Source organism: Streptomyces sp. NPDC005551, from assembly GCF_042871785.1.
Taxonomy (GTDB): domain Bacteria; phylum Actinomycetota; class Actinomycetes; order Streptomycetales; family Streptomycetaceae; genus Streptomyces.
Genome location: NZ_JBIAJE010000005.1, coordinates 134,592 through 148,744 on the forward strand (window position 1 = coordinate 134,592; position 14,153 = coordinate 148,744).

15 protein-coding genes are annotated in these 14,153 nt (G+C 72.9%); 8 read left to right on the forward strand and 7 right to left on the reverse strand.

What is annotated here, in order from left to right:
* The first annotated feature begins 85 nt into the window (after positions 1–85).
* From ACFYP4_RS16005 to ACFYP4_RS16015, 3 genes are all read left to right on the forward strand, one after another.
* Positions 86–1,075: a fibronectin type III domain-containing protein gene (locus ACFYP4_RS16005; protein ID WP_388785836.1), complete on the forward strand. Its 990-nt coding sequence runs from the start codon at positions 86–88 to the stop codon at positions 1,073–1,075.
* Between the two features lie 10 nt (positions 1,076–1,085).
* A complete protein-coding gene (locus ACFYP4_RS16010; RefSeq protein ID WP_388785838.1) occupies positions 1,086–2,012 on the forward strand; it encodes a LysR family transcriptional regulator in 927 nt (308 codons plus the stop codon).
* A gap of 183 nt (positions 2,013–2,195) precedes the next feature.
* A complete protein-coding gene (locus tag ACFYP4_RS16015) occupies positions 2,196–2,723 on the forward strand; it encodes a hypothetical protein (protein ID WP_358855640.1) in 528 nt (175 codons plus the stop codon).
* A gap of 18 nt (positions 2,724–2,741) precedes the next feature.
* On the opposite strand, the gene ACFYP4_RS16020 is transcribed toward ACFYP4_RS16015, so the two are convergent.
* Together ACFYP4_RS16020 and ACFYP4_RS16025 are read right to left on the reverse strand one after the other, a co-directional pair.
* Positions 2,742–3,362 (reverse strand): PadR family transcriptional regulator, encoded by a 621-nt coding sequence (locus ACFYP4_RS16020; RefSeq protein WP_388785841.1) that lies wholly within the window; start codon positions 3,360–3,362, stop codon positions 2,742–2,744.
* Positions 3,363–3,490: 128 nt separating this feature from the next.
* On the reverse strand, positions 3,491–5,506 hold the full coding sequence (locus ACFYP4_RS16025) for an FAD-dependent oxidoreductase (protein WP_388785843.1): 2,016 nt from the start codon (positions 5,504–5,506) through the stop codon (positions 3,491–3,493).
* Between the two features lie 256 nt (positions 5,507–5,762).
* On the opposite strand from ACFYP4_RS16025, the gene ACFYP4_RS16030 reads away from it, so the two are divergent.
* Positions 5,763–6,182, forward strand: a complete 420-nt coding sequence (locus tag ACFYP4_RS16030; protein ID WP_358852118.1) for an FKBP-type peptidyl-prolyl cis-trans isomerase — start codon at positions 5,763–5,765, stop codon at positions 6,180–6,182.
* A gap of 204 nt (positions 6,183–6,386) precedes the next feature.
* Complete coding sequence (locus tag ACFYP4_RS16035) at positions 6,387–7,934, forward strand: M1 family metallopeptidase (RefSeq protein ID WP_358852119.1); 1,548 nt, start codon at positions 6,387–6,389, stop codon at positions 7,932–7,934.
* Between the two features lie 59 nt (positions 7,935–7,993).
* On the opposite strand, the gene ACFYP4_RS16040 is transcribed toward ACFYP4_RS16035, so the two are convergent.
* Both ACFYP4_RS16040 and ACFYP4_RS16045 read right to left on the reverse strand, forming a co-directional pair.
* Positions 7,994–8,773, reverse strand: coding sequence for a putative protein N(5)-glutamine methyltransferase (locus ACFYP4_RS16040; protein ID WP_358852120.1), 780 nt, complete (start codon positions 8,771–8,773; stop codon positions 7,994–7,996).
* Between the two features lie 172 nt (positions 8,774–8,945).
* Entirely contained in the window at positions 8,946–10,028 is a 1,083-nt protein-coding gene (locus ACFYP4_RS16045; RefSeq protein ID WP_388786236.1) for a hypothetical protein, read from the reverse strand.
* A 182-nt stretch (positions 10,029–10,210) separates the two neighbouring features.
* Between ACFYP4_RS16045 and ACFYP4_RS16050 the strand changes: the two genes are divergently transcribed.
* Positions 10,211–10,624 (forward strand): MarR family winged helix-turn-helix transcriptional regulator, encoded by a 414-nt coding sequence (locus tag ACFYP4_RS16050; protein WP_358852190.1) that lies wholly within the window; start codon positions 10,211–10,213, stop codon positions 10,622–10,624.
* 113 nt (positions 10,625–10,737) lie between these two features.
* Here the strand turns inward: ACFYP4_RS16050 and ACFYP4_RS16055 are convergent, their stop codons facing one another.
* Both ACFYP4_RS16055 and ACFYP4_RS16060 read right to left on the reverse strand, forming a co-directional pair.
* A complete protein-coding gene (locus ACFYP4_RS16055) occupies positions 10,738–11,511 on the reverse strand; it encodes a GNAT family N-acetyltransferase (protein ID WP_358852121.1) in 774 nt (257 codons plus the stop codon).
* On the reverse strand, positions 11,508–11,639 hold the full coding sequence (locus ACFYP4_RS16060; RefSeq protein WP_358852193.1) for a hypothetical protein: 132 nt from the start codon (positions 11,637–11,639) through the stop codon (positions 11,508–11,510). Before ACFYP4_RS16060 ends, ACFYP4_RS16055 begins: the two co-directional genes overlap by 4 nt.
* Positions 11,640–11,928: 289 nt before the next feature.
* Here ACFYP4_RS16060 and ACFYP4_RS16065 point away from each other — a divergent pair, with 289 nt between their 5' ends.
* Positions 11,929–12,534, forward strand: coding sequence for a sulfite oxidase-like oxidoreductase (locus tag ACFYP4_RS16065; RefSeq protein WP_358852122.1), 606 nt, complete (start codon positions 11,929–11,931; stop codon positions 12,532–12,534).
* Positions 12,527–13,282 carry a ferredoxin reductase gene (locus ACFYP4_RS16070; protein WP_358852123.1) on the forward strand — a complete coding sequence of 252 codons (756 nt, stop codon included), beginning with the start codon at positions 12,527–12,529 and terminating at the stop codon, positions 13,280–13,282. The genes ACFYP4_RS16065 and ACFYP4_RS16070 overlap by 8 nt, the downstream gene beginning before the upstream one ends.
* A gap of 106 nt (positions 13,283–13,388) precedes the next feature.
* Here the strand turns inward: ACFYP4_RS16070 and ACFYP4_RS16075 are convergent, their stop codons facing one another.
* Positions 13,389–14,084 (reverse strand): alpha/beta fold hydrolase, encoded by a 696-nt coding sequence (locus ACFYP4_RS16075; protein ID WP_388785846.1) that lies wholly within the window; start codon positions 14,082–14,084, stop codon positions 13,389–13,391.
* Between the last annotated feature and the right edge of the window lie 69 nt (positions 14,085–14,153).

The following is a 14,153-nucleotide window of genomic DNA, read 5'->3' on the forward strand; positions in this document are numbered from 1 at the left end:
CTCCTGTTCCCGGCCCACCCCTTGCTGTGTTCGCGTCGACGTGGCATACAGGTACAGACCAATCCGGTCGAGGGAAGGCGGGGCTGTGCGACGCGCTCGGACATCGGTGATCTGCGGCTCGCTGCTCCTTGTGGCGTCCTGCGGCTGGGGCGGCGGCCAGGACGACGGGCGGAGCGGCCGGCTGCCGTCGGCCCCGGCGGGCGTCACCGCCGCGGCCGGCAGCGCGACCAGTGTGCACGTGATGTGGAACCTCGCCACGGGCGACCCGGAGATCGCCGGCTACGAGGTGTACCGGGGCGGCAGGAAGGTGAAGGACGTGCCGGGGACGGAGCACATGGTGGACGTCACCCGGCTCACGCCGGCCACCGCCTACGTCTTCACGGTCCGGGCGCGGGCCGCCGGCGGAGACGTCGGGCCGCCCAGCAGATCGGTGCGCGCCACCACCCCCGCGGCGACCGCGGCCGACCACCGCGCACCGACGCGCCCGGAGCACCCCGGTGGCAGAGTGCTCGGGGGCCGGGCGGTCCAGCTGTCCTGGGGCCGCTCCACGGACGACAGGCGCGTCGCCTCGTACGACATCCACCAGGGCGGCTCGAAGATCCACAGCGTGGGCGGCGGGCAGACGGCGGCCGTGATCACCGGGCTGCGGCCCGGCACCCGCTACTCCTTCACCGTGCGGGCGCGCGACGCGGCGGACAACGTGTCGCCGCCCGGCGAACCGGTCCGGCTCACCACCGCGCCGGGTCCGGGTGACGGCCGGGACACGGCACCCGCCGCCTTCCGGGCCACCACGCACACGTCCGACGGCGCCTACTCCCTCGACCTGTCGTGGGTCCCGCCGAAGACGGACGGCGTGATCACGGAGTACCAGATCCGGCTGGACGGGCGGGCGGCGACCTCCCTGGTGTGGGGCGGCACTCCCCCGGCCGGCCGGGCCTCCTACAGCTTCTACATCGGCCGCGAGGCCGGTATCACCCACCGGGTGCGGATCCGGGCGAAGCTGCCGGACGGCACCTGGGGCGGCTTCTCGGCCGAGCGGACGGTGACGACGGGGGCGACCGACAGGCGCGACTAGGGTTGATCGCATGGCCCATAGGGAATCGCATACCGCTCCGCTGGACCTGACGCAGCTGCGGACCTTCCTCGCCGTCCACCGCGCCGGGTCGTTCACGGCGGCGGCGCGCCTGCTCGGTCTCTCCCAGCCGACGGTGACGACACAGATGCGGGCGCTGGAGGAGCAGCTGGGCCGTGAGCTGTTCGAGCGGCAGCCGCGCGGGGTGACGCCCACGGCGGTGGCGGACGAGCTGGCCGCGCAGGTGGCGGCGCCGCTGGACGCGCTCAGCGCCGTCGCGGAGCGCGGCGGGCCCGGCGCCGACCAGGTACCCGAACCCGTCCACATGGCGGGGCCGGCCGAGCTGCTGTGCACCCGCGCCCTGCCCGCGCTCGCGCCGCTGACGGCCCGGGGCGTCCGGCTGCGGGTCGGCACGGGCCTGACCGACGAGCTGCTCGACGGGCTGCGCGGCGGCCGGTACGACCTGGTGATCGCGACGAGCAGGCCGCGCGGACGCGCGCTGACGTCCGTGCCGCTGGGCGACGAGGAGTTCGTGCTGGTGGCGTCGGCGGCCTGGGCCGACCGCATCGGCCCCGACCGGGTGGCCGCCGAGGGGGCCGACGCACTGCGCGGGGTACCCCTCGTGTCGTACGCCGAGGATCTGCCCATCGCGCGGCGCTACTGGCGGCACGTCTTCGGTGTGCGGCTCACCGCACAGGCCGCGATCACGGTGCCCGATCTGCGCGGGGTACGGGCGGCGGTCGCCGCCGGTGCCGGGGTCGGCGTGCTTCCGCGCTACCTGTGCTCGGAGGAGCTGGCCTCGGGAGCATTGGTGCCCCTGCTGTCGCCCGAGGACCCGCCGATCAACACCGCGTACCTGGCGCAGCGTCCCGGGGCACCGGACAATCCCCATGTCTCGCTCGTCCGGGAGCGGCTGCTCCAGGCCGGGCGCACGTGGTGACGCGGCCTTCCTGAGCGGCGGCCCGCGCCCGCCGTTCGACGGAGTCCGTCACCTGCCCGGCCCTCCTCCGCATGCGGTCCCGGTCCGGGGCGCGTTGGCTCTCCCTGAGGCAGCACGGCCGCTTCCCCATCCAAGGCGGCTCATGGGATCTACCGCCAACCGTGCCTCTGGAGGGCAAGTCCTATGCGTACCACTCAGATATTCCTTCGCTCCGGCCTGACCGTGGCCGCCGCCGCGCTTCCCTTCACCCTGGCCGCCGGGTCGGCCACCGCGTGGGGTGCGGGGATCTCGGTGAGCACCAGCGGGTCGACGGTCTCGGTCACCACCAGTGCCTGCACGGGCAGCGGTGCCCGCTTCGGCAACGCCTCGCTGCTCACCAGCAGCCAGTCGAGTTTCGCCCAGGGCCGCCAGGCGGCGCTGACCGGGACCAGCAACAGTCAGACGGCCACCTGGTCGGGCGTGGGCTCGGGCACCTACACGGTCATCGTGGTGTGCCAGAACGGGACCACGGCGGGCACCCAGTCGATCGTCGTCTCCGCTCCCACGATCTCCGCGACGGCCTCCCCTTCGCGCGGTGTCATGGGTGGTGTGGGCGGCGCCACGAAGGACTACCGCACGCTCACCCTGGTGGGGGGCGGCGCGCTCGTGGCCACGGGCACCGTGGCGGCCGCCTGGTTCCTGCGCCGGCGGGCGAAGCCGCACCGGCTCTGACCGCGGGGCCGGCGCCCGTCAGCCGGGCGGCCGTCCGCCGGCTCCGGCCGGCCGGGCGGCCTCCTGCGCACCGGCGGCTTCCTGCTCGTGGGCGGGCAACCGGTCGCGCACCTGCTCGAACTCCGAGAGCGCATGGGTCAGCCACCGGGTCCAGAAGGTCTCCAGGTCGATCCCGGCGCGCAGCACGAGGTGCTGCAAGCGCTGCTGCGGGTTGTCCCCGCCGGGCGGGAAGTCCCGCTCCTGGATCGCCTCGTACTCCGCCAACTGCCGCCGGTGCAGTTCGAGATGGCGGCGCAGATCCGCTTCGACGCCGTCGGTGCCGACCACCGCGCAGGCACGCAGGCGCAGCAGCATGGTGTCGCGCATCGGCTTGGGATCCTGTGCGGCGGCGGTCCAGCGGGCCAGTTCGGCGCGGCCCGCCGCGAGCACCTCGTAGCTCTTCTTCTGGCCCCGGGCGGGCTGCTCGGCCGGCAGGGCGCGGATGAGGCCCGCGGCCTCCAGTTTTCCCAGCTCACGGTAGATCTGCTGGTGCGTCGCCGACCAGAAGTAGCCGATGGACTTGTCGAACCGCCGGGTCAGCTCCAGCCCCGACGACGGCTTCTCCAGCAGGGCGGTGAGGATCGCGTGCGGCAGTGACATGGGCCTCATCCTAGGGAGGGCCGCCCACCGGCCGCTCTCCCGCTCTCGTGCCGTGACCTGCGCGGCAGGTCCTCATGGCCGTCCGGCCGTTCCCGCCCGTCTCGCGACGGGAACGGCCGGACGGGCCCTCAGAGCGCCGCCGCGAGTTCCGTGCCCTGCTTGATCGCGCGCTTGGCGTCCAGTTCGGCGGCGACGTCGGCGCCGCCGATGAGGTGGACACTGCGGCCGGCGGCGAGCAGTTCCTCGTACAGGTCGCGGCGCGGCTCCTGGCCGGTGCAGAGCACGACCGTGTCCACCTCCAGGACCTGGCTGACGCCGTCCACCGTCACGTGCAGTCCGGCGTCGTCGATCCGGTCGTACCGGACGCCGGGGACCATGGTCACGCCGCGGTGCTTCAGTTCGGTGCGGTGGATCCAGCCGGTGGTCTTGCCGAGTCCGGCGCCGACCTTGGACGCCTTGCGCTGCAGGAGGTGGACGGTGCGCGGCGGGGCGGGCCGCTCGGGTGCCGTGAGACCGCCGGGCGCTCGGTAGTCCATGTCGACGCCCCAGTGCCGGAAGTACGTGGCGGGGTCCTCGCTCGCCTTGTCGCCGCTGTCGGTCAGGTACTCGGCGACGTCGAAACCGATGCCGCCCGCGCCGAGGATCGCGACCCGGTCGCCGACGGGGGCGCCGTCGCGCAGGACGTCGAGGTAGCCGACGACGCTGGGGTGGTCGACGCCCGGGATGTCGGGGGTGCGCGGGCTGACGCCCGTGGCGACGACGACCTCGTCGTACGCGGAGACGTCCTCGGCGGCGATCCGGGTGTTCAGCCGGACGTCGACGCCGTGCAGTTCGAGCTGGGTACGGAAGTAGCGGATCGTCTCGTCGAACTCCTGCTTGCCGGGGACCCTGCGGGCCACGTTGAGCTGGCCGCCGACCTCGCCCGCGGCGTCGTAGAGGGTGACGTCGTGGCCGCGTTCGGCGGCGGAGACCGCGCAGGCGAGTCCGGCGGGGCCGGCGCCCACCACGGCGACGCGCTTGCGCAGCCGGGTCGGCGCGAGGACCAGCTCCGTCTCGTGGCAGGCGCGTGGATTGACCAGGCAGGAGGTGATCTTGCCGCCGAAGGTGTGGTCGAGGCAGGCCTGGTTGCAGCCGATGCAGGTGTTGATGGTCTCGGGCCGTCCCGCCTCCGCCTTGGCGACGAAGTCGGGGTCCGCGAGCATCGGACGCGCCAGGGACACCATGTCGGCGTGCCCGTCGGCGAGCAACCGCTCGGCGATCTCGGGGGTGTTGATGCGGTTGGTGGTCACCAGGGGGACCGAGACGGCGCCCATCACCTTCTTGGTCACCCAGGCGTACGCGCCGCGCGGTACCGAGGTCGCGATGGTCGGGATGCGCGCCTCGTGCCAGCCGATGCCGGTGTTGATGATCGTCGCCCCGGCGGCCTCCACGGCCCTGGCCAGGGTGATGACCTCGTCCAGCGAGGACCCTCCGGGCACCAGGTCGAGCATCGAGAGCCGGTAGATGATGATGAAGTCGTCGCCGACCGCCTCGCGGACCCGCTTGACGATCTCGATGGGAAAGCGCATCCGGTTCTCGTACGAGCCGCCCCAGCGGTCCTCGCGGCGGTTGGTCTGGGCGGCGATGAACTCGTTGATCAGGTAGCCCTCGGAGCCCATGATCTCGACGCCGTCGTACCCGGCCTGCCGGGCCAGCCGGGCGGCGCGCGCGTAGTCGTCGATGGTCTGCTCGACCTCGGCGTCGGTGAGCGCGTGCGGCGGGAAGGGGCTGATCGGCGCCTGGAGGGCGCTCGGCGCGACGAGGTCCCGGTGGTAGGCGTACCGCCCGAAGTGCAGGATCTGCATGGCGATCCTGCCGCCCTCGTGGTGCACCGCGGCGGTGATCACGCGGTGCTGTTCGGCCTCCGCCTCGGTGGTCAGCTTCGCCCCGCCCTCGTAGGGGCGTCCCGCGTCGTTGGGGGCGATGCCGCCGGTGACGATGAGCCCTACGCCGCCGCGGGCCCGGGTGGCGTAGAACTCCGCCATGCGCTCGAAGCCGCGCTCGGCCTCTTCGAGGCCCACGTGCATGGAGCCCATGATCACGCGGTTGGGCAGCGTGGTGAAGCCCAGGTCGAGGGGGTTCAGCAGGTGCGGGTAACGGCTCATCGGGCCCTCCGTGCGCGGTGTGGTGTGTCTGTTGTAGACGACCGCAGGACGCTTATGCAACTAGTTGCACAACCGGAGGGACCGAGGTCACACGAGGGCGACCCGGCGCCCGGGAACAGGGGGCACGCAGCCACGGCACGGGGTGCGCGCCCGGGAGCGTGCGCACGGCCGGTAGCGTGATCGTCTGCCGCATGGAAGGTCCATGGGTCCCGGCCGGCCCGCGCGAGGGATCCCGGTGGCGAGCGAGGAGGCCGCGATGAGCGAACGGACGAAGCCGAGCATCGAGGTTCCCGAGGGTGACGCGCCCTCCGAGCTGACGATCCGGGACCTGGTGGTCGGGGACGGACCCGAAGCGCTGCCGGGCAGGGTCGTCCAGGTTCACTATGTAGGGGTCACGTTCGCATCCGGAAGGGAGTTCGACTCCTCCTGGGAACTGGGCCGGCCGTTCAAGTTCGCCGTGGGCGGCGGCAGGGCCATCAAGGGCTGGGACCGGGGAGTGAGGGGAATGAAGGTCGGCGGCCGCCGCGAGATCATCGTTCCTCCGCGTCTCGGCTACGGCAGGCAGTCCCCCTCTCCGTTGATCCCGGCGGGCTCGACACTGATCTTCGTCGTGGACCTTCTCACGGTCGTGGGCGGGCCCGCGGGGGCGGCGCCCGGCTTCACGGGCCCGGCCTGAGCGTGGCGCACCGGCGCGGGAACCGTCCACCACCGGCGGGTGGTTCGGTCGCGTGGTACGCGGTCGACCGCACCTGTTTTCCCGGACCTTTCGGGCCGGCTCCTGCTGCAGGCAACCAAACGGCCCCTTCGCTGATCTAGACGGGTGATCGGCTACTCACCGACGGCCGGCGTGACCACCCGGCCGCCTCAGCGAAAGCGGACCATGAGATATCGCTCCAGAGTGACGGCCCCTGCGGCCGCCTTGTTCGGCACAGCGACCGCACTGACCCTGGGCACTGCCGCCCACGCTTCCCCCAGCCCCGACGGGCCGGGGACCCCGGGCCCCGAGACTCTCGGCGACCCGGTCTTCCCGAGCCTCGGCAACGAGGGCTATCGCGTGTCCTCGTACGACCTCGACTTCGCTTACGACGCCGCCACCGGGCTCGTCCAGGCCACCGCGACGCTGAGCATCCGCGCGGACCGAGTGCTCAACCGGCTCTCGCTCGACGCCCTGGGGCTCGACATCCGCGCGGTGGACGTCGACCGCCGCTCCGCCACCTGGGAGCAGGCCGACGAAAAGCTGCGCATCACTCCGGCCAGGCCCCTGCCGCCGAAGAAGGCCGTGACCCTTCGGATCGAATACTCCGCCGACCCGCGCCGCGCACTGTCCCACACCGCCTGGGTGCCCACGGCGGACGGCTTCGCGATCTGTCCCCAGCCGAACTCCGCGCACACCGTCTTCCCCTGCAACGACCACCCCTCGGACAAGGCCGACTTCTCCTTCCGCCTGACGGTCCCCGACGGGCTGCGCGCGGTCGCGAGCGGCCGGCTCACCTGCACCGAGAAACTCGCCGACGGCCGTACCGCGTACTCGTACCGATCGGCCTCCCCGATCGCCACCGAACTCGTCCAGGTCACCGTCGGCGACTACGTGATCAAGGAGCGGCAGGGGCCGCACGGACTGCCGCTGCGCGACGTCGTCCCGACCGCCCGCGCCGAGGCTCTTGAACCGGCCCTGTCTCTGACACCGGGTCTGGTGGCCTGGCTGGAGGACCGCTTGGGGGCCTATCCGTTCGAGACGTACGGGCTGCTGCCGTGCAACTCCGACGACCCGGCGGCTTTCGACTTCACCGGACTGGAGACCCAGACACTCACGCTCTACAAGCCGAACTTCCTGCTCCAGGAGGAGAAGAAGATCGGCTCGCACATGATGCACGAACTGGTCCACTCGTACTTCGGCAACCTCGTCAGCCCGGCCACCTGGGCGGACCTGTGGCTGAACGAGGGGCACGCCGACTACTACGGCCTCCTGTACCGGTACGAGCGCGGCTGGACCGACTCCCTCGGGCTGAGCAGCATGGAAGCCCGGATGAAGGACACCTACGCCAGGGGCGACCAGTGGCGCCGTGACTCCGGCCCGGTCGCCGCCCCCAACGCGGTCAACCTCTTCGACAGCCAGCGCTACCTCGGTGGCGTCCTCGTCCTGTACGCCTTCCGCGAGCTGGTCGGAGAGGAGGTCTTCAACCGCGTCGAGCGGGCGTTCCTCGATCGCTTCCGCAACTCCGCGGCCACGACGGACGACTACATAGCCGTGGCCTCGACGGTCTCGGGCCAGGACCAGTCCGGCTTCCTGCGGGACTGGCTCTACGGCACGAAGACTCCGCGCATGCCCGGCCACCCCGACTGGACGGTGAACCCAGCGGCTCCGTCCCTCGCCGCACCGCACAGCCTGCGTCAGGGGCACTGGCACGAGAACTCCGCGACGCTCTGAGCAACGCAACCGGGGGCGGGGCCCACTGAGGCCCCGCCCCTGGTCCCGAACGAAACCGCCTAGCCGGGCCGGACGCCGATGACGACGTGGGCGTACATCTCCTCGGAGACCGCGAGGCGCGGGACGAGACCGCTGCGGGCGAGGACGTCGAGGGCCGCGGGTGACTGGAGTTCGCTCGTCTCGACGAGCAGGCAGCCGCCGGGTGCCAGCCAGTGCGGGGCGTCGGCGGCGACGCGGCGCAGCACGTCCAGGCCGTCGGCACCCCCGTCGAGGGCCATCAGCGGTTCGTGGTCACGCGCCTCCGGAGGCAGCAGGCCGACCTCGCCGGTGGGGACGTAGGGCACGTTCGCGGCCAGGACGTCGACGCGCCCGCGCAGGGTGCCGGGCAGGGCGTCGAACAGGTCGCCCTCGTACACCCGGCCTCCGAAGGCGGCGACATTGCGGCGGGCGCAGCGCACCGCCGCCGGGTCGATGTCGGCGGCGTGCAGCTCGGGCCCGTCGAGGGAGACGGCGAGTGCCGCGCCCACCGCGCCCGAGCCGCAGCACAGGTCCACGACGACGGCCGCCCGCCGGGCCTGCGCGACGGCCTGGCGGACGAGGAACTCGGTGCGGCGGCGGGGCACGAAGACGCCCGTGTCCACGGTGATGCGCAGTCCGTGGAACTCGGCCCAGCCGACGACGTGTTCCAGGGGCAGACCGGCGACACGGCGGTCGACCATGGCGGCGGCCTCGGCCTGGTCACGGGCGGTTGCGAGGATCAACTCCGCTTCGTCCTCGGCGAACACACAGCCTGCGGTGCGAAGTGCGGCGACGACGGCGGAGGGTGAGAGGGAGGGCATGGAAGCCGAGAGCCTTTCGATGGACCGAAGGGCGCTCTCGCGGGCACCTAGAGCAGGTGACCCGTGTTGCCTCGAGGTGAGAGCACCCGGCCTGACACAGCGGTAATGGGTCTCACCTCCTGACAACTCCCGGCCGGGGACGTCCACGGCCGCGACCACATTACAGGAACGATCAGACGGCGACCGACTCCTCCAGCTCCTCCTCGGTCTCCTCCTCGGCCCGGACGGAGGCCGAACTCGCCCCGGGGGACGCCGTTTCGGCGGCCGTCTCCGCCTGTGCGGCGGGTGCGGCGCGCCGGGCGCGCGCCCGCTCGGCCGCGCCGGCGGCCGCGGTCACCAGCAGGCCGAGGGCGAGCCAGGCGACGAGCGTTCCCACGTTGCCGGACAGCCCGTCACGGTCGAAGTAGAGGAGTGCGCGGACGCCCTCGACGAATCCCGCCCCGTTCCAGAAGGCGTGCAGGGTGCCGAAGAAGCCGTTCTGCAGCTCGGGCCGGAACAACCCGCCTGAGCTGGTGAAGTTGAGCATCACGAACAGCACCATCATGGCGAGGGTGGTCCACCGCTTGAGGAACGTGTGGAGTCCGACGCCCACGAACAGGATGCCCGCGGAGTAGAGCCAGCTCATCCCCCACACGCCCGCGAGGTCGTGGTGCGCGAGGTGGAAGACCGGCCCGGCGAGCAGCGCGCCGATGACGCTCACGACACCGGAGACCGCGACGGCCAGCAGGCCCCGTATCCGCATCGGCAGGGCTCCGCCGGCGGCGCCGAGTGCGGCGACGGAGGCGTACGAGCCGATGCTCAGCGCGACGAGCAGGAAGAACAGGCCCTGCCCCGTGGGGTCGTCGGCGACCGTCGGGGTGACGTCGGTGACCTTCAGGGGCAGGCCCTGCCGGGCGGCGACCGGGGTGAAGACCTTTTCCACGGACAGGGCGCCCATGTCGGACGCGGCGGTGGCCACGAGCAGTTCGGGCGTCCTGCCGTTCGCCGCGTAGGCACCGGTGATGTCACGGGACTTCAGGAGGTCGACCGCCTCGGCGCGGGTCGCGATGGTCCGGACGTCGAGTGCGTCACCCGCCCGGTCCTTGACGGTCTGCGCGAAGACCTTCGTCTCGGCCCCGGAGCCGACGACGGCGACGGGCAGGTGGTTCGGCTCGGGAGTGGCGAAGGCTCCCAGGTAGGCGAGCCCCATGCCGACGCACATCAGCAGGGGGGTGATGAGGTGCGTCAGTACGTGGCGCAGGGCCGGGGAGCGCAGGCCGGTGAGCACGGAACCTCCGTTGGTTGGCTTATACAACTCAGGTTTCAGTTGTACTATACAACCAGGAGAGAGGGAGGTGTTCCGTGACCGTGTCAGACGAGTCCGGCGAGACCGCCGCCCGGGACCGGGAAGGGACCGGCCGGTCCCCCGACGGGGCGGTCGAGACCATCCAGCGTGAGATGACGGCCTTCGCCCGGCGCGCCCGGGCGTCGGCCGGACGCATGCATCCCGAGCTGTCGCTCGTCTCGTACACCCTGCTGGGGCATCTCGAGGAGCGGGGCGGCTGCCGGGCCACCGACCTCGCCGCGCACTATGCGCTGGACAAGTCCACGGTGAGCCGCCAGGTCGCCGCCCTGGAACGCGCCGGCCTCGTCGAGCGGCGCCTGGACCCCGAGGACCACCGGGTGCAGGTGCTGCATCTGACACAGGCAGGCACGGCGATCCTCGTCCAGGTGACCGAGAGCCGCAGAACCGCGTTCCGCGAGCGGCTCGACGGCTGGTCCGAGGAGGACCTGGCGCGGTTCGCGGAGTACCTGCTGCGGTACAACGGGTCGGGCTCCGACACCCCGGCCGACAGTCCTTCCCCGGGCTGAACGCGGGACTCGCGTCCGGCGGACTCCCGGAGTCCGGTGCGACCAGCGGGACCGCCGGTCGCCCCGGACGGTCGGCGCGCCGGCTCCGCCCCGATGGCGGTGGCCCCGTCTCCTCAGGCGACGGCCGGGGCGGGTGCGTCCGTCGCGTGCTCCGGTACCCGTGCCGCCATGAAGCGGGTGGTGCGCCGCAGCCGGAAACCCAGGGCCTCGTAGAGCCGGACGGCGTCGGTGTTGCCCGCGCCGGTGTGCAGGAACGGGGTCTCGCCGCGGTCGCGGATGCCGTGCGCGACGGCCAGGACCAGCCGCCCCGCCAGCCCCTGCCCCCGGAAGTCCGGGTCGGTGCAGACGGCGCTGATCTCGGTCCAGCCCGGCGGGTGCAGCCGCTCCCCCGCCATCGCCACGAGAGCGCCGCCGCGGCGGATCCCCAGGTAGGTGCCGAGTTCCACCGTGCGCGGCAGGAACGGGCCGGGCCGGGTGCGCCGGACCAGGTCCAGCATCTCCGGTACGTCGGCGGGACCCAGCCGCACCGCTTCCGGGTCCGGCGCCGCGGCGAGCCCGTCGTCGACGAGCTGGACGCCTTCGAGGCTGAAGGTCACCTCCCACCCGGGCGGGATCCGTCCGCGGAAGCCGGCCAGCGGCGCCTCCCCGCCGGGGCCGACGAGTGCCGCCAGATCCGCCCAGTCGCGGGCGTCGGGTTCGTCCGGGAGCGCCAGCCACGGCGACACGTCGGCCGGATAGCGCAGCACGCGGCCCCGGCGCTCGGCGAAGCGGGCGTGCGGGCCGGTCAGCGAGGCGAGGGCCGGATTGTCGAGGACGTGCCGGGCGGCGCTCCCCCGCGGGACCTCGGTACGGGCCGCATGCCGCTCCGTGCGCGCCCCGGTGCTCATGCGGCGACCTCGATCACGGTCTCGCCGCGCGCATGGATGCCGCGGGGCCCGGGGACCGGCCGCTCCCGGCCGGCGAGGGCCTCGGTCTCCGGACCGCCGTACCGGGTGAACACGTACGCCTCGGGCATGGCTGCCTCACTCTCCCTTCGCTGCCGCCGGCCGGACGCCACCGGCGTCGGCACCTACGGCAAGGGAGATCACGACACCGCTATTCCCGGGGCCGCGGAGAGTTCATACGGCCGCAACAGTCGGAGCCGTCGTCCCCCGGGGCGCCGGGGCGGACCCGGGTCCGCGTACGGTTGAATGCGTACGCCGGGACCGCGCGAGCACCTGTCCGCGCGGGTGTCCCGCTCCTGCCCGCACTCCGACCGAGACCGACCCCGCGCCGTCCCGAAGGCGGCCTGGAGGCACCACCCCATGAACGTCACCCGAGGCTTCACCGGGCGCACCCGAGTCCCGAACGCCGGCCTGCCGCCCGGTCAGTACGACGCGGGCGACGACTGGCCCGTCCTCTCCGCCGAGGTCACGCCCGAGCTGACGCCGGCCGACTGGACCTTCCGGATCGACGGCCTTGTCGCAGAGCCGCGCACCTGGGACTGGGACGAGGCTCACGCGCTGCCTGCGTCGGCGTACGAGGGCGACATCCACTGCGTGACGAGCTGGTCGAAGTTCGGGGTGCGCTTCGGCGGCGTGTCCCTGGACGCCTTCCTCGCTCTCGTGCGCCCGGACTCCGCCGCCACCCACGCCGTCGCCTACTCGCACACCGGGTACACGGCCGGCCTCCCGCTGGCGGACCTGACGGGCTCGCGCGCCTGGATCGTGTGGGAGTACGACGGGAAACCGCTCCCCGCCGAGCACGGCGGCCCGGCACGGCTCGTCGTGCCGCACCTGTACTTCTGGAAGAGCGCCAAGTGGATCGCGGGCATCACGCTCCTGGACCACGAGGCACCCGGCTTCTGGGAACAGAACGGCTATCACGCACGCGGCAACCCCTGGGAAGAGCAGCGCTACTCCGGTGACTGAGACATTCGTGCCCCCGACCCCGTTCGCCGTGCCCGGCCGGATCGCCGTGGGCGAGCAGGCCGCCGCGCACTGGCAGACCGCCACGCTCACCGCGATCCGCCGCGAGACGGCACACGCCTCGACGTTCCGTTTCGCGGTGCCCGGCTGGACGGGCCATCTGCCCGGGCAGCACCTGATGCTGCGGCTGACCGCCCGGGACGGCTACACGGCCCAGCGCCACTACTCCCTGGCGTCCGCGCCCGACGACAGCGGGCACATCGAACTCACCCTGGACCACGTCGACAGCGGTGAGGTGTCCGGCTGGTTCCACACGGTGGCCAGGCCCGGGGACGAGGTGCAGGTGCGCGGCCCGGTCAGCGGCTTCTTCGCCTGGCCCGGCGACCGGCCCGCGCTGCTGCTCGGCGCGGGCTCCGGTGTCGTGCCGCTGATGTCGATGGTGCGGCACCGTCGCGCGCGCGGGCTCACGGTCCCGCTGCGGCTGCTCGTCTCCGCCCGCTCCCCCGAAGAGCTGATCTACGCGCGGGAGTACGGCGAGGAGACCACTCCGGTCTTCACGCGCAGGGCACCGGAGGGTGTGCCGGTCGGCCGTCTGTCGGCGGCACATGTGGCGCCGCTCCTGGCCGAGCAGCCGCCGGGCGGGTGGGAGGCCTATGTGTGCGGCTCCAACGGATTCGCGGAGCACGCGTCACGGCTGCTGGTCCGGGCGGGCCAGCCGGTGGACCGTATCCGCATCGAACGCTTCGGCTGAGCCCGGCGCGCCGCCCCGGGCGTCCCGTCGGGCCCGCGGGCGGCGCGGGCCGCGCGGGGGCATCCGCCGCGGGACGCCGGGAGCGGTGACCGGCGGCGGCCCCGCGTCAGCGGCACTCGTCGAGCAGGATCCGCGCCAGCTCGTGGGGCTGGGAGAACATGGGCCAGTGGCCGGTGTCCATCTCCACCAGCCGCCACCGTTCACTCCTCAGCGCGTCGGCCACGTCGTCGTTCGGCTCGGGGCCGTCCAGCAGGCACTTGACGTACGTCGCGGGCAACTCGTCGAGGGGGCGCGGCAGGACGGCGGGTTCGGTCAGCGAGGCGCCCGGGTGTGGGGTCGCACCGGCCGCGATCCGCGCGATCTGCTCACTCGTGAGGCCCTGGCCGTCGTAGCCGTCCGCGGTCAGCGGCTCCCAGAAGCCGCCGTTCTCCGCGAGCGAGGCCTCGAACCTCTCCTGGCCCTGCCACCAGTTGGCGGCGAACGAGACACCGTCGACGGGGATCTCGGAGTCGACGAAGACGACCCGGGCCAGCCGGCCGCCGATCCGCAGGGCGGCCTGGCCGACCGGAATGCCCGCGTAACTGTGTCCCACCAGGACGACGTCGCGCAGGTCGAGGCGTTCCACCTCGGCGACGATGTCGTCCACGTGAGTCCGCTGTCCGGCCGGCGTCCCCTGCCTCTCGGCGAGACCGGACAACGTCACGGCGTGCGCGCCGCACCCCGCCGCACGCAGCTCCGGCACCACCTCGTCCCACGCCCACGATCCCAGCCACGCGCCTGCCACCAGTACGAATTCCGTCATGGAGGAAACGTAGCGGCGAGTTCGGACATCGCACCGTCCGCTCACGCTCCGGCGCGTCCCGCGCGGTCG

Excerpts from the sequence above, each read along its gene's own strand:
- ACFYP4_RS16030 (WP_358852118.1), top strand. The coding sequence starts at position 5,763 with ATGAGCGAACGGACGAAGCCGAGCATCGAGGTTCCCGAGGGTGACGCG.
- ACFYP4_RS16025 (WP_388785843.1), bottom strand. The coding sequence starts at position 5,506 with ATGAGCCGTTACCCGCACCTGCTGAACCCCCTCGACCTGGGCTTCACC.
- ACFYP4_RS16010 (WP_388785838.1), top strand. The coding sequence starts at position 1,086 with ATGGCCCATAGGGAATCGCATACCGCTCCGCTGGACCTGACGCAGCTG.
- ACFYP4_RS16020 (WP_388785841.1), bottom strand. The coding sequence starts at position 3,362 with ATGTCACTGCCGCACGCGATCCTCACCGCCCTGCTGGAGAAGCCGTCG.
- ACFYP4_RS16060 (WP_358852193.1), bottom strand. The coding sequence starts at position 11,639 with ATGCCCGAGGCGTACGTGTTCACCCGGTACGGCGGTCCGGAGACCGAG.
- ACFYP4_RS16015 (WP_358855640.1), top strand. The coding sequence starts at position 2,196 with ATGCGTACCACTCAGATATTCCTTCGCTCCGGCCTGACCGTGGCCGCC.
- ACFYP4_RS16065 (WP_358852122.1), top strand. The coding sequence starts at position 11,929 with ATGAACGTCACCCGAGGCTTCACCGGGCGCACCCGAGTCCCGAACGCC.
- ACFYP4_RS16040 (WP_358852120.1), bottom strand. The coding sequence starts at position 8,773 with ATGCCCTCCCTCTCACCCTCCGCCGTCGTCGCCGCACTTCGCACCGCA.
- ACFYP4_RS16055 (WP_358852121.1), bottom strand. The coding sequence starts at position 11,511 with ATGAGCACCGGGGCGCGCACGGAGCGGCATGCGGCCCGTACCGAGGTC.
- ACFYP4_RS16035 (WP_358852119.1), top strand. The coding sequence starts at position 6,387 with ATGAGATATCGCTCCAGAGTGACGGCCCCTGCGGCCGCCTTGTTCGGC.
- ACFYP4_RS16050 (WP_358852190.1), top strand. The coding sequence starts at position 10,211 with ATGACGGCCTTCGCCCGGCGCGCCCGGGCGTCGGCCGGACGCATGCAT.
- ACFYP4_RS16075 (WP_388785846.1), bottom strand. The coding sequence starts at position 14,084 with ATGACGGAATTCGTACTGGTGGCAGGCGCGTGGCTGGGATCGTGGGCG.